This is a genomic window from Paenibacillus tundrae (assembly GCF_030812775.1).
Classification (GTDB): domain Bacteria; phylum Bacillota; class Bacilli; order Paenibacillales; family Paenibacillaceae; genus Paenibacillus; species Paenibacillus tundrae_A.
On record NZ_JAUSTI010000004.1, the window covers coordinates 399,517 to 413,612 of the forward strand.

17 protein-coding genes are annotated in these 14,096 nt (G+C 43.1%); 13 read left to right on the forward strand and 4 right to left on the reverse strand.

Annotated features, from left to right (window positions below):
• Positions 1 to 128: 128 nt before the first annotated feature.
• Positions 129 to 1,427 carry a PQQ-binding-like beta-propeller repeat protein gene (locus J2T19_RS10155; protein ID WP_307215271.1) on the reverse strand — a complete coding sequence of 433 codons (1,299 nt, stop codon included), beginning with the start codon at positions 1,425 to 1,427 and terminating at the stop codon, positions 129 to 131.
• A 243-nt stretch (positions 1,428 to 1,670) separates the two neighbouring features.
• Here J2T19_RS10155 and J2T19_RS28140 point away from each other — a divergent pair, with 243 nt between their 5' ends.
• The 5 genes from J2T19_RS28140 to J2T19_RS10180 all read left to right on the forward strand — a co-directional run bounded on the left by J2T19_RS28140 (position 1,671) and on the right by J2T19_RS10180 (position 4,141).
• Complete coding sequence (locus tag J2T19_RS28140; RefSeq protein ID WP_370874849.1) at positions 1,671 to 1,844, forward strand: NUDIX hydrolase; 174 nt, start codon at positions 1,671 to 1,673, stop codon at positions 1,842 to 1,844.
• Positions 1,845 to 1,876: 32 nt separating this feature from the next.
• The gene (locus J2T19_RS10165; RefSeq protein ID WP_307215273.1) at positions 1,877 to 2,164 is read left to right on the forward strand and encodes a hypothetical protein; all 288 of its coding nucleotides are present in this window, start codon (positions 1,877 to 1,879) and stop codon (positions 2,162 to 2,164) included.
• A gap of 428 nt (positions 2,165 to 2,592) precedes the next feature.
• A complete protein-coding gene (locus J2T19_RS10170) occupies positions 2,593 to 3,051 on the forward strand; it encodes a DUF2262 domain-containing protein (RefSeq protein WP_307215275.1) in 459 nt (152 codons plus the stop codon).
• A gap of 57 nt (positions 3,052 to 3,108) precedes the next feature.
• Positions 3,109 to 3,549, forward strand: a complete 441-nt coding sequence (locus tag J2T19_RS10175; protein WP_307215278.1) for a hypothetical protein — start codon at positions 3,109 to 3,111, stop codon at positions 3,547 to 3,549.
• Positions 3,550 to 3,649: 100 nt separating this feature from the next.
• Positions 3,650 to 4,141, forward strand: a complete 492-nt coding sequence (locus J2T19_RS10180) for a hypothetical protein (protein ID WP_307215280.1) — start codon at positions 3,650 to 3,652, stop codon at positions 4,139 to 4,141.
• A 147-nt stretch (positions 4,142 to 4,288) separates the two neighbouring features.
• Here J2T19_RS10180 and J2T19_RS10185 read toward each other — a convergent pair whose 3' ends face one another.
• The 3 genes from J2T19_RS10185 to J2T19_RS10195 are packed head-to-tail and all read right to left on the reverse strand — an operon-like array spanning position 4,289 to position 7,310.
• Positions 4,289 to 5,359 carry an ABC transporter substrate-binding protein gene (locus J2T19_RS10185; protein ID WP_307215282.1) on the reverse strand — a complete coding sequence of 357 codons (1,071 nt, stop codon included), beginning with the start codon at positions 5,357 to 5,359 and terminating at the stop codon, positions 4,289 to 4,291.
• A gap of 23 nt (positions 5,360 to 5,382) precedes the next feature.
• The gene (locus tag J2T19_RS10190; RefSeq protein WP_307215284.1) at positions 5,383 to 6,387 is read right to left on the reverse strand and encodes a FecCD family ABC transporter permease; all 1,005 of its coding nucleotides are present in this window, start codon (positions 6,385 to 6,387) and stop codon (positions 5,383 to 5,385) included.
• The gene (locus tag J2T19_RS10195; protein WP_307215286.1) at positions 6,384 to 7,310 is read right to left on the reverse strand and encodes a FecCD family ABC transporter permease; all 927 of its coding nucleotides are present in this window, start codon (positions 7,308 to 7,310) and stop codon (positions 6,384 to 6,386) included. Before J2T19_RS10195 ends, J2T19_RS10190 begins: the two co-directional genes overlap by 4 nt.
• 286 nt (positions 7,311 to 7,596) lie before the next feature.
• On the opposite strand from J2T19_RS10195, the gene J2T19_RS10200 reads away from it, so the two are divergent.
• The 8 genes from J2T19_RS10200 to J2T19_RS10235 all read left to right on the forward strand — a co-directional run bounded on the left by J2T19_RS10200 (position 7,597) and on the right by J2T19_RS10235 (position 13,925).
• Positions 7,597 to 8,277 carry a response regulator transcription factor gene (locus tag J2T19_RS10200; RefSeq protein ID WP_307215288.1) on the forward strand — a complete coding sequence of 227 codons (681 nt, stop codon included), beginning with the start codon at positions 7,597 to 7,599 and terminating at the stop codon, positions 8,275 to 8,277.
• A complete protein-coding gene (locus J2T19_RS10205) occupies positions 8,274 to 10,049 on the forward strand; it encodes a sensor histidine kinase (protein WP_307215290.1) in 1,776 nt (591 codons plus the stop codon). Before J2T19_RS10200 ends, J2T19_RS10205 begins: the two co-directional genes overlap by 4 nt.
• Positions 10,050 to 10,230: 181 nt before the next feature.
• Positions 10,231 to 10,800, forward strand: a complete 570-nt coding sequence (locus J2T19_RS10210) for a GNAT family N-acetyltransferase (RefSeq protein ID WP_307215292.1) — start codon at positions 10,231 to 10,233, stop codon at positions 10,798 to 10,800.
• Between the two features lie 18 nt (positions 10,801 to 10,818).
• Positions 10,819 to 11,346, forward strand: a complete 528-nt coding sequence (locus J2T19_RS10215; RefSeq protein WP_307215294.1) for a hypothetical protein — start codon at positions 10,819 to 10,821, stop codon at positions 11,344 to 11,346.
• Positions 11,347 to 11,376: 30 nt separating this feature from the next.
• Positions 11,377 to 11,742: a hypothetical protein gene (locus J2T19_RS10220; RefSeq protein WP_307215296.1), complete on the forward strand. Its 366-nt coding sequence runs from the start codon at positions 11,377 to 11,379 to the stop codon at positions 11,740 to 11,742.
• A gap of 22 nt (positions 11,743 to 11,764) precedes the next feature.
• Positions 11,765 to 12,283, forward strand: a complete 519-nt coding sequence (locus J2T19_RS10225; protein ID WP_307215298.1) for a GNAT family N-acetyltransferase — start codon at positions 11,765 to 11,767, stop codon at positions 12,281 to 12,283.
• Between the two features lie 64 nt (positions 12,284 to 12,347).
• Positions 12,348 to 12,728 (forward strand): hypothetical protein, encoded by a 381-nt coding sequence (locus J2T19_RS10230; protein WP_307215300.1) that lies wholly within the window; start codon positions 12,348 to 12,350, stop codon positions 12,726 to 12,728.
• A 144-nt stretch (positions 12,729 to 12,872) separates the two neighbouring features.
• Positions 12,873 to 13,925, forward strand: a complete 1,053-nt coding sequence (locus J2T19_RS10235; RefSeq protein ID WP_307215302.1) for a UCP032817 domain-containing protein — start codon at positions 12,873 to 12,875, stop codon at positions 13,923 to 13,925.
• The last annotated feature ends 171 nt before the right edge of the window (positions 13,926 to 14,096 follow it).

The following is a 14,096-nucleotide window of genomic DNA, read 5'->3' on the forward strand; positions in this document are numbered from 1 at the left end:
TTGATAAAAAAGTGTAGAAATTTGTTCAGATCAGTCAGTAGCTATGTAGTAAGTAGATGTACTTATGTTATACCATAGCATCTAAAGTGGACGACTCTAGCTACGTAGAGTCGCCCACTTTTATTATGTTAAATATCCTTCGAGATATAGTACATATTATATTTATATTTCATGTAGATTCGGTCATTGTCTACGTAAGTTAACACAGCTTCACGGCTGCTGCGTGGCCCTTTGGAGATTTTTTGCTCAAGCTTGATTTTTTCTTGAATCTCGCCGGATTCGGGGTCAACTTTGATAATATACGTCATCGGATCATCACTTTCTTCTTCTAGATCATCTGCCAGTGCGAAGAGTGTACCTCCCATCAAGTACATCCCAAAAACATGATAACCAGAAGTGTCTAGTCTCCAGCGTTCTTGACCTGTTTCGGTATCATAGCTCAAAAGGTAGAAGGCTTCCTCTTCTGAAAGGATATAAGCCCTGTTATCCGTAACAATGGGATTGGCAATGTTCACACCGATGGTACTTCCTTCTGTTTCAAGTTCCAGCTGCTGCTCGCCTGTTGTTGCATCAAAGCTGTAGATCGTATGATCATAGTCAAATACATATACATGATCCTCACGCACGAGTGGATGCACTAATCGAAGTTGAGGCACCTGTTGCGTCCACACTTGCTCGCCACTTGCAAGATCAATTGCAGTGAGAATATTGTCATTATCGACATAATAGAGGAGATCCCCATGCGAAGCAAATTGATAGAGGACTACAGTCGTATTCAGGCTCAGTTCCTGTTCGTGAGCAAGCTTGTTGGTTTGGCGATCATAAGCATAGAGCTTATAGTCTTTGGCGTCAGCACCCTTGGGTTGTTGAGCGATCACGTAATAATTATTCGTGAGATGTAGGTCTGACATGAGCTCGTATTCGGGAATGTCAATGGAAAACATCTGTTTACCATCCGATTTCTGCAAGCCTGTAATTTCTCTTGTGGTCAGGTATATTAATTGATCATCCACATTAAAGTTAGGGTTAACGATTGTACCTGGTCTAAAATCATGCTCCCAAGTATATTCACCTGTAGTGGAATCAAAGGCAGTATTAACTCGTGTCAAAGGCTTCATATAGAAGAGGCCATTCTCTTCGTAGACTCTACCGTTCATCTCATCCTGATGTTCCGTTAGTGAACCCCACAAGCTGGTATTATACTCTTGGATCGGGATGTCCTCAGCCTCGGATAATGTAGCAGAAATGACAGGTTCAGTCGATGCGTCAGAGTTCTCATTGTCTACTTGTTCAGTATTCGTTGCTGTGCTATTCGTTTGTTCACTGGACGTTTCCTCGTTCATAGCGGTGTTCTCGTCAGTGGTACTTGTACCACAAGCAGATAATAGGGTCAGAATCAGCGCTGCAGTCAATAATCTTTTCTTCAATAGTGACCTCCTAAAAATATAAATTTAGTACTATTTTCCTCTAATTCCTTAAACGATCCTAATACTTCATGAAACAAGCAAAGTGAATTGAAGAGGGAATTGATTAATATGTAATGTTGAAAGAAATGTTCGCCATAGATGGAATAAAAGTGAAACTTAGTTGAAGGTGAATACGTTCTTTCTAATAAGTTAAGTTCAACGGTTGAATTCTAGTCGAATTATCTAGAGGAGGAATTTGAGAATATGGGCATGTCGGATTATTATCAAAATCTAAGAGAAAAGATTGGAAACGAACTTGTTTTTATGCCAGGTGTCGCTGGAATTATCCGTAATGAGCAAGGGGAGATATTATTTGGTCGTAAGCATAAGGAGTCCACTTGGGGACTGATTGCTGGAAGAGCGGGCACATTTTGTTAAATAAGAATCGTATAAACCTATACGCAAATAAAATGAAAATGATTGATATGGAATGGGACAGCAGTACATTTGGTTATATCTCCATTCCGGTGTTCTTCATGGGTGTGGTCTTTTGCTTTTTTCCAGATATTCTATATAAGTGGTTTGTTTTCTGGAGATACAGAACGATCAAACCCAATTGGGAATTCGAGGATAACCCACCGAGTGGTGATATTCCAATATGGGTAGAAGTGATGTTAAAAATATGCGGTAGCGTTATGATGATCCTGGGGATTGTATGGTTTTGGTTTGCGGAGGAATTCTATGAATTTTGGTTTTAGAAAATGGGTCACAACAATCAGAGAGGAGGATTAATTCTGAGAAGTTCCAAATACACACCATATTATAGTTACATTGGTATTGGATTCTTTATCTTAACCTTCATCGTCAATTTGAGTTTTAAATATAGTACAACCTCGGATGTGGGCGTACTCTTGTTACTGTCTGTTTCAAATGCTGGATTAATGATGTTTACGTTGCTCTGGGGAGTATTCGGAATTATTGAGCTAAATTTAATCTCGAAAACAAAGAAGACACTTCAATCCCGACTACATCATCGTAGGATCAATGCAGAGGAGTACAGGATTGGCCAGAAAAGTATTAGGTTTAGCCTCGTTATAGCGATAGGTTATCTCGTTCTGATTTTAATTCAAGTTGGCTACGTCATTCTGAACTGGGATGAGATTAATATTTAGGAGGTTGCCTGCCTATGGAAAAGATAATGAACAGTAGCATAATGGGTTCGTTTAAGTATGATGAGCGATTCAATACATACGAGCATACAGAAGGGAAAGTGTACTATTCCTTAAGAATTGAGCAAAATTACACGAAGGTACACGAGTTAATGCGTAGAGCAGAGAAGATATTCTGCGAGTTTGCGGAATTTGAAAATAAAGCTAAGACTCAAGTAGCACATCACTTAATTGATTATAAAAATGATTTTTGGCCCGAATATGATGAGGATGATGAAACCTTAAATTGGGATGATGTTGAGGCTGGAAAATATGACGTATCTATTGAAGACTTTGTAAAAGCCATTACGTTGCTCGATATTGAAATTCGAGAGAATCAGATCTACTGTGAGTTCTCGGACGGAGACCTATTTGGTGGACATCGTATCCATGCAGATTTGGATGATGAGTATGGTTTGATCCAAGCAGATGTTTAGCCATGTCTTAATGTTGTTGTTTTTTAACTAAAAAATTTTAAAAAGTAGGGGTGACCTATGGGATACGATTTTAGTGGGATAGTCACATCATTTGAAGTTATGAAACGATTAAAGGGTCAGTATGCGAGCGCCAAGATCATTCCGTTGTACAAAGAATTAATGGTTATACCCCTAACAGATGAGCTATATGACGAGATAAATATGAATAAAGGGACAACAATATGTAATTATGATTATTTGACGGATACCATTAGTTCCTATTGTAGAGAAATCTCTAAGTTCGGCTTGGTTGCTTATATTGAAGCAGAATATTTCGGAGGAACAGGCTCACAGAATGCAGTGGTATGGGACTCTGGTCAGGTTATTTTCGAAAAGACGTTAAGTCAGTCCGCAATCAATCGATCACTTGAAATTTTAGGAGTACACAAAGTACAGGGCAAGGACGAGTTCGATACTGTAGGTTTGGGTAGGCATCGGGAGATAGAAGATTGGGAATAGAAAGAATGGTGAATGATGAACATCTATGGTCATATCAAAAAAAGCGAGCTCGTAAGAGAAGGAATTATCTAGGTTACATGAAATGAGGTGATAAGTTTACATGAAGATTTCATACCGAACGATAGATGTGTTGAAACGGAAATACACAGGTACGAGCCAGTTTTACTTTTCCATGTTCAGATACACGGAGTCCATGGATTTTGCATTACATACTGAGAAAACGGACTTGTTGAAATGCCTTCTTTCTAGTGAAGAATTCAATGAAGAGTATGCTGATTTTTTGCCAGTCCATGTTGATGAACTAGATCAAGCAACGTTGCTGAATCGCTATGAGTTTGAAGGTTCGCTCATAGGGATGTTCCTCCAAGGCACGTGTACAGAGCCTGTTGTAGCTGATGAGATTGAGGCAAGGGAATTAGCGCAGGCATTGCTCTCAGATCTGAGAGTTGAATTGGATCAATGGGTTGTCTTCAAGTTAGGAAATCCAGGTTGGTCGAAAGCTTCAATGGAGGCAACATTATCCTGCTTCTATATTGTGTTTTACGCAACACGCAGATGTTGGTTCATATTGGGGTTCGAAGATGTTTATTAAATATATGGCATTACCAGATAGATAAAAAAAGTTTGCTAGAACGTAACAAAAAAAAGCCCACGGCGGACATCTTGTGAATTAGAAATTTCATCACTCTATCCACAAGTTATCATCCACCGTGAGTTACTCACATCTGTGTTGATTGAATTACTTCGTAAAGAACGGCAAAGCCTCTTCCATAACCTCTGCTCCGGACAACGGCCCTTTACCTAATGCCCATACTTCATCATTTACAACCAGCACATGGTTGTTTTTCACTGCATTGATCGTTTGGAAAGTGCTGTTACCCATCCATTTATCAAGATCGGCCTGAGCGCCATAGATCACCAGATAATCTGGATTTTCCTGTACTAACGTCTCCAGATCAACGTCGGCAACATCGATTTTACCTGGTGTTTGCTGTTGACTGGATTTGGTTTCATCGAAGCTGTATTCTGCCCCGATTTTCTCTAGCAGTGTGGCGATATAGGATGTTTTCATCCAGATATAAAAGTTCTTCTCCAGCACTTTCACAACCATAACTTTAGGAGTTCCGGTAATTTTTGAATGTGTTTGTTCTATGTTCGAATTGAACTCACTCATCACCTGCTCGTACTCTTTGTCTTTATCAAGCAAAGTTCCAAGCACAGCGAAGTTCTGCTCCATGTCACCATAACCGTTGGTGTATAGGGCAATCGTTGGTGCGATCTTCTCCAGATCATCACGAATCGCTCCATGGACATCGGCATTTGCAATAATGAGATCAGGCTTAAGGGAAGAGATGACTTCCAGATTAGGCTGCTGATGATTACCTACGAAGGTATAGTCCTTCACTTTGTCCTTCAAGTATCCGAGTACCTCTGCATTGTAAGAGCCAGCGATGCCAACGGGTGTAATCCCCAGTGAGACTACTTCATCTGTAAAGGAGAAGTGCAGCGTTACAATTTTTTGGGGTGAACGAGGCAATGTAGTTTCTCCCCATGCACTTTTTACAACATAAGAACCATCGGAATTCGAAGTAATGGACGGCGTAGTAGTCGCATTGTCTTCACTTGAGCTTTGATCAGTTGTTGTGTCAGAAGCAGAGTTCGTTTGACTATTGTCTGAATCAGCCGTATTTGTAGTTTTCCCCTGATCTGCTGTAACCCCAGCGGTGTTTCCTACTGTCTGTCCCCCACAGCCGGCGAGCACCAGCATCATGATTAAGATGAAGCTCCAGAGTAGTGATTTACGGTTCATTAGGTATGTTTCCTCCATATGCGTTATTTTTTGTGTCCTTGCTTGATAATGAGGTATACAAAATAAGGTGCACCAATAAGTGACGTAATGATGCCGACAGGAATCTCCATCGGTGGTACAATGACGCGGCCCAGAAGATCGCCGAGCATCACGAGTAACGCACCCAATGCTGCGGTAAATGGTAGGGAACGAATGAAGTTTTCCCCGGTCAGTTTATGGGACAGATGCGGAATGATCAGTCCAACAAAACTGAGATTGCCTGAGATGCTGGCAGCACTTGCGGATAAAGCCAATGCCACGAGTAGCAGTAATGTTCGAACGGTACGAACTCGGGTGCCTAAGGACACAAGCACAGACTCATCCAGCTTCAACACATTCAGGTACCGAACAAGCAACATGGCGGCGATTAATCCAGCTACCGTCCATGGCCATAACAACTCGGCATGTTGCAAATTGCGTGCGTAAAGACTACCTTTGAGCCAGATGAGTGCCTGACTGGAGCTCATGGCGTATTTGACAATTAACATCTTGATGATGGCTTGTAGAGCTGCACTGACAGCGATCCCCACGAGTGCCAGCCGAATCATGGAGTTCCCCTGACGCCGATAAGCCAAAAGAAAAATAAGTATACTTGCTACTGCGGAGCCTGCCATCGAGTACACAGGTAGCCAGATCGCTGGCGTTAACGGCGCAAGCAGAATAATAAGCACAGTTACAAGCCCACCACCCGCGGTAGCACCAATCACATCAGGTGAGGCGAGTGGATTGCGAAGCACCGTTTGCAGAATTGCTCCTGCCACAGAGGCAGAAACACCTACAAGCAGGGCACAGAGTACACGGGGTAACCGAAGCTCATAGATCGTGCCGGCTTGTGCACGAAACTGGTTAACAATTTCACTAAAGGTAACTGGTGTAGCCCCGAAACGAAGTGACAGGATAAAGACAACTACGATCATTACCAGTACGGTAGCCATTAGAAGAGAGTAACTACCTTTGCTGCGTAGGGATAAACTTTTCATATGTCTCATCCCTTCTTCCTCCCACGCATACGCATCAGGACAATGAAAAAGGGTGCTCCAATGAATGCAGTAATCAGTCCAACAGGCGATTCAATCGGGTAGAACAACATTCGTCCCAATAGATCAGCGTATACCAGCAGAACGCTGCCCATAAGTGCTGCGAGCGGCAGAATGATACGATAATCTATACCTACCAGTGTACGAATGATATGTACGGACATGAGACCGATAAATCCAATTGGGCCACATATGGCTGTTGCTGCGCCTACCAGTACGATAATCGCTATCATAATTCCGCTACGAACAACCGTTAGTCGTTGTCCGACAGAGATGGCTGTGTCCTCACCCATGGAAAGCACGTTTAACTGCGCGGCAAATAAACAGCAAACGATACTCATGGGGACAAGCGTGAACAAAGAGAAGATAACATCATCCCATGACATACCTGATAGATCGCCCGCCATCCAGCGAAGAAGCTGGTACAGATCCGTATCATGAAAGATGATGAGCGTGGTAGTCATTGAGCTGAAGAACAGACTATTCACAAGTCCTGTCAACACCACACTACTGGAATTGAAACGGCTGCGCACACTGAGCAAATAGATGATGATACCGCTCAGTGCTGTTCCAAGCATGGAGGCTGTGACCGTAAAAAAACGAAATGTCTGAAATTGCAGCAAGACTAGCAGTACCGCAATCGCCATATTGGCTCCCTGATTAATGCCCATGACTTCAGGGTCAGCTAGATCATTAGACGTTAACGACTGTAGCAAGCAACCAGCAATGCCAAGTGCCGCTCCGACTATAGTCGCTGCGATGATCCTTGGCAGACGAATCGTAGTGACTGAGCGAATCAGTGATTCGTTATCATACCAGCCAAACCAGTTGAACAAGATCGGTTCTTTGCGACTGGGCTGCAAATGAAATATCATGGCTAAGTAACAACCACACAAAAGTAGCACAATCAATGATAGGTAGATCCCTACCCGTTTCGAGAGACCCCAGCGCTTCCGAGCAGGAGAGGAATGAGATGTGCTATGAAGTGAGAGAGACATGCTGGAATACGTTCATCTCCTTTTCAACATTCAATTTTAATGAAAATGATTATCATTGTTGCTATAATACATTACAGTTGTGTGATTCATGTGTTGTTGGAGGTCGTTCAGAATGTCCAGTTGAAAAGTGAACTTCTGAACATGCACTTATAGGAGGAAAATTGTGAGACGTTCTGTTTTATTAATAGAAGATGAGGAATCTATTCGTGAATTGGTCAGCGATTATTTCACGCAATCCTCTTGGCAAGTGATCGAAGCGGCCAACGGGGAAGAGGCACTGGAGTTATTTAAGACTCGTCCCGTCGATCTCGTCATTGTGGATCTGATGATTCCGAAAGTAAGTGGCTGGAATGTGTGTAAGCAGGTACGCTCACAGTCCACGGTGCCAATCATTATCCTGACTGCCAAATCCGAGGAAGAGAACAAGCTGCTTGGTTTCGAACTGGGAGCGGACGATTATGTAACCAAACCCTTCAGTCCAAGAGTGCTGGTTGCCCGCGCAGAGACGCTGATGAAACGTGTAGAACACACCGTGGGTCAGGAGGAACCGCTGATTTCGTTTGGAAATACGGTCATTTACGAGCGAAAACGACTTGTGAAGATCAACGGTCAGCCTATCGAGCTGTCTTATAAAGAGTATGATGTGCTGCTGCATCTGCTAAAACATAAGAACTTTCCGTTAACACGTGAACATCTGTTAAATCAGGTATGGGGCGTAGACTATTTCGGTGACCCTCGTGTCGTGGATACACATATCAAAAATCTGCGCAAGAAGCTGGAGGCAGACGCTCGTTACATTCGCACGGTGTTCCGCATCGGTTATAAATTTGAGGTTGAGTCATGAAGCCAAGAGGCATTGTGTTTAAGCTGTTTGTTGCGAACTTAATATTCTATATTGTCTTCTTCGCGGCAGTCGTGGCGGGACATTTCTGGTTCTTTGAACGTTTCTACCAGCATGAGCGGACGACTGAACTCGGGAAAAAGTTAGCATCCTTCGCTTCGGATTACACCCAGCAGAAATGGCCTGCTGAGAAGACACCCACCGTTATGGGTAGTTTCATTACGCAAAATCATGTGCAAATGGCGATTCTGGATACAGATGGAGAGGTACGATACGATAATCCGTTTCGAATTCAACTGAGTACAGACGCAGGGCAGTCGTTATCCATTGCAGTATCCTTTTTTTCCGACATGTCCGCATTGACTGCATATGGCTTGCAACCCGGTGATCGTATAACGGTACAGGGAGAGTATTATGTGGAGCAAGGGCATTCGTTATTCTCACCGTATGTCATCCGTAAGAATGGTTCGCCTGCGGTAGGATCATTGCCGTATAATGCGAATCGCGAAGGCGTTATCGAGGTGAGCGGAACCATTGATTCTGTATTGTTGCCAGCTCCGGGGCAGTGGAATAACAGAGAAGGTATTATGGCTGCTGCACTCAAGGTGTGGTTCCCTCTACCAGCAGAGTATAACGAGCAAGTGAACCGGGGAGAAGCCATTCATACCGAGTGGAAGGAACCCATTAGCGGAGTACATAATCTCGTGTTTGTCCAGCCGATCCTGCGTAATGGTAAGGTCACCGAGTATTTATTTGCATTAACACCATTAACCCAGCTTGGCGAGGCATTTGGCGCACTTGAGGTGTATTATGCCTTTTTCAGTATTACCGGGGGATTGTTGCTCATTGTGGTCCTTTCGTTCTTGTTCTCTAAAATGGTCTCACGTCCGCTATTACAGTTGAATCGAAATGCGGCACGTATGGCGAAGCTTGATTTCACTGCGATCTCTTCTATTGAAAGTAAAGACGAACTGGGCAGTCTGTCAGAGAGCTTGGTCAGCCTTTCTTCGAATCTGGATCGCACATTGAAGGAGCTTCAACTAACGAATGAGAAATTAGTGCTGGAGATGGAATACAAAAGCAAGATGGAAGAACTGCAAAAGCGCTTTGTTTCGGATGCTTCTCATGAGCTTAAGACACCGATTAGTGTCGTGAAGGGGTATGCTGAAGGGCTTCTAGATCAGATCGCCGAAAATAAACGAGAGCGATACATCCGTACCATTTTACGAGAAGCGGATCGGATGGAAAAATTAGTACTAGATATGTTAGAGCTCACTCGGCTGGAAGCTGGAGCAGTGAAGCTGCGTGGTGATGTATTCTCAGTAGATCAACTCGCATTGGAGTCCATGGAGAAGATGGGACAGCTTGCGAAAGCGAAGCACATGGAAATTCAAATTCAGGGAGATCGGAATGTGCACGCTTGGGCGGATCCCGAGAAAATCGAACAGGTACTCCTGAACTATCTCAGTAATGCCATTCGTAACGGTACCGATGGAAGCCCAATTCAGATTCTCATCCAGCATGATGTACAGAAGCAGAATGTCTGTGTTTCGGTAGAAAATGAGGGGCCGAGCATTGCAGAGCATGAATTGTCCCTGATCTGGGATCGTTTCTATCGAGAAGAGGACGCTCGCAGTCGCCAAGCAGGGGGAACTGGTCTGGGATTATCTATCGTGAAGGAGATTATACAATTGCACCAGCAATCGTACGGGGTTGTGAATACGCCGAATGGAGTCAGATTTTATTTTACATTAGATGTTCCATTGGAGAGGTGAGTTTATCAAAGCACAGAACTGTAGAATCGTGATGTTCGACCAACCTATATACAGAGAATGGGATTGCTTATATATTGATGGGAGTGCGTTGTATTACAATGTGGGAGAAGGTATGGTTGCGAGTATTGCAACGAGTTAGTGCCATGAGTGGTTTGTGATCAAGTTATAAGGAGGACTGTTCGTGGAATTAAGACCAATCACATCGATAACGATGGATGAATTTGCTCAGCTCGGTCATTTTGGATATGTATCCACGCGTAAATTGGAATGTTCAAGAGAAGAGACGGAGATACCTTACTCTTACAACGTACGAATCCATCTCATTGATGTAGATCCGCCGTATGTGAAGGAAGAAATGAATGATGAAGAGGATCTGAAGCGATACAACCAGCTTGTTACCTTAGGTTATTCGTACGGGGTGTATGTCGATCAGCAGTTCGTAGCACTTGCGATTGCTGAGCCTCAATACTGGAATAATACGTTGTTAATCTGGCATCTGCAGGTTCATGAGCGTCATCAGCGGAAAGGGTACGGCAAGATTCTTATCGATAAGATGACCAACTTGGCTAGAGACAACGGACTACGAGCGGTGACGGTCGAGACGCAAAATACCAATGTAGCCGCAGTACAGTTCTATATGCAATGCGGATTTCAGATCGAAGGAATTGATCTCTCGCTATACTCCAACAACGATACAGGAAATGAAGAGATCGCTTTGTATATGCGTAGGAAAATTCCACAACATGAATAACTAGAAGGAGTTGCAACATTGAAGAGGTACGATAAGGGAAAAGTAAGACTGAAATGGTACGAATACATCATTATTCATTCATTTAGTGCGATATTACTACTGCTATTCTTAATCTTGATTGATGCGAAGCCAAAAGACCTCAAAGCTTTTATTGAGTTGTTCGTTCAGGTCAACATCACCGGCGCATTAGCCGTTGCGGCACTAGTGGCCAGTATAGGTACTTTTAGATGGGATCATTATATCAAAGGGTTAAAAGGGGAGGGCATGTTATCCAGTAACTATAGAAAAGCTTACATAAATAAGAATGCCAAGAAGCCATTTTATCTCATTTTATTTATGATCAGTGCCTTTATTCTTCTTAGTATTGTGACGTTAATTGCTAGTGTGTTCCTTGATGCAAGTAAAGTATCCATATTCACAGTAGATATTAATATTGAACTTGGGGTCAGATGGGCTTGTCTTAGCTTGGTTGCGGTCAACTTAGTCTTAAGTATTATTATGATTCAGTATTCACTGAAATATATGAAAGAGCTTCTCTATAGATAGAGGATAGCGTTGAATTAGGAGCGAAGAAATATGGAACAGAAGCAGTTCTGGTTTTATATCCAACGAGAGATGACCGATTTTATCCAAGACGTCAACCTGTTCAGTGGTTTGGATGATTCTCATCGAGATTATGAAGATACATGGGAATGGTACGAATATGGCTCAAGCGACCTAAGTAATACAGAGGTGTATATCAATATTTCAAGAGAGCACAACGGGGAACAAGCTAGTTACGAATGTCCGGTCAGGTTAAAGTATCATAACTCAGAGGTAGAGGTTCATACGGTTGGATTAGGGATTTCAATAGAATTAGGTGTGAAAGTATATTATGGTTCAGTCGCCTATGAAGGCGGGAATCAGTATACATATCAAGAGGAGCTTAGTTGGGGAGCATAAACAAGAAGCGGAGGTAGTGAAGATGAGCAGTGTTACGCTAAAACAACTCTCGACCCAAGATCAAGCAGCCATGTTGGATCGTGAATTCGTTAATCATTTTCCGTGGTATCGTTCGGGCAATTACTTTGCGAAATGTTTGGAGGAGAATGTACAAGGAAAGCGAGTAACCCTGTTGGCATTCTGCAACGAGGTACTTGCAGGTGCTTGCCACCTGTTACATCACTCCGAGTATCCGTTTTTCAGTCATGAAAATATTCCAGAAATTAATGATCTCAACGTATTTCCTGAATTCAGAAGAAAGAAAATTGCCAGCGCATTACTCAATGAGATGGAGAAAATTGCAGCCCGTGATTACACACGTATTGGACTCGGTGTAGGGCTGTATCAAGATTATGGGAATGCCCAAAGGATGTATACCAAGCGTGGTTATGTCATGGATGGGAAAGGGATCATGTATAACAATGTTCAAGTGGTACCTGGACAACCTGTGATGGTAGATGATGAATTATTGCTGTATTTAGTGAAGGACTTGGGCATATAGTGTTGTAAAAGGTTGGTTTCTAGCGCCAACTTATTGTCTCTATTTATTGGGGAGAGTGGTCGCGATGATTGTGTTGTCAGAGATCATATTCACTATGTTGATTGCTGTGGTCATTCTCTTCCAAGCTGCGCTAGCTGCTGGTGTACCATGGGGCGAATACGCGATGGGTGGAAAATTCCCCGGTCAATACCCCCTGTTTATGCGTTTCATTTGTTTGTTTCAGATCGCCATTCTGGCGCTGATCGGTATCATTGTTCTAAGTAAATCTGGGTTGCTACTGCCTGCCTGGTCTGCGTTTGCAAATACAGCCATTTGGTTTATTGTTGCTTATCTGGTGCTGGGTACAATAATGAATTTTATGACGCCAAGTGTGTGGGAACGAAGAATCTGGGCACCTGTATCGTTGTTACTTCTTATAACGAGTGTAGTCATCGCATGGTCTTAGTGCATAGATAGAAGTGACATACACAACGATAGAGCTCTGGCATGTACGCCAAAGGGCTCTTTTACTCGTTAACGCTTGTCATTTATACTGATAGGAGGTTACTAATTATACATAGAAGAGAACACTGGAAGGAGTGACTGCATTGTGGTGTGGATCTATTACATTGGAGCCGCTATATTCATTATTATTGGAGTTTTAGTGGGACGTAAGTTGAAAGAGAATCGTTCCACAGGAGGCCGGAGAAGACGTCAGAAGGACATGTACATAAGCACCAATTTACCTCCAAATCTCGGACTACGTGATGAGATTGCATACAAACAGACGATTCAGAGATTGGAAGCTAGCTTTCAAACACATTTCCATATACATGCTGAAGACAAACTTGAATTACGCATGCAGCAGGAACATCCTCACATGAGCAAGCTAGAGTATCAGTGGAAGTTGCTCGAGCTCAAGCGATATTTCATCATGGCCTCACTGCTGAAGCAGGTGCCTATGTTCAGTGAACAGGTGGATCAGTTATGGCATGAAATGCTGATGTTTACAAGATCGTACGCCGATTTTTGTACAGAATTCATGGGTGCCATGGTACACCATGAGCCAGCAGTTACTCGCAGTGATACGCCAGGTGCGCGTGCTTGGTTTGACTGGGTGTATTGTCAGCTCTTTGAGTTCACTCCATATAGTTCCGCGATCTGGGGTGATTTCTTCAGGTATCCGTTATCTGGCGACGTACAGAAGCTGATCGTACAGGGGGAACGATCTGAATTGGTGAACCAGCTTTTCCATGCTAGGCGTACGCAGGAGGAACCTGAGACAGCGCAAGTGGTTACTTACCTAATCGAGCAGTTACAGCGATCAGCCAACCTGAACGAGAAAGAGTTATCTCTTGAAAAGACAGGTTCAGGTACGAGTAATGTGGCTCTTCTCATGGCAAGTGCAATGGTGTATTACTCCATACAAGATGAGTCAACGTATGAAATGCACATGGAGAGTCTGGAACAAGACGTTTTTCCGAGGGAGAAGGGTTCTTCGTCAAGTAGTAGCTGTTCGAGTAGTTCGAGTTGTTATGCAGATCATTCCAGCGATCATCACAGTCATTCTTCTGGAGATTCCGATTCCTCATCAGGTTCATCTTCTTCAGATTCGTCTTGTAGTTCGTCCAGTTGCTCATCTTGTGGCGGTGGTGGAGATTAAGTCAGGGATTAATAAGTAGAGTAGAGTATTCCGATCAGCATAAAACAACCTGAAAAAGGAAAAGGGCTTTCCCCTTGTAAACTGTACCCTATGTAAAGGACATTTCTAAAAAAGACCTACATGGCTTGAAGAAGGTGATCTCTGTATTCTACAGGGGTCATCCTTTTTAAG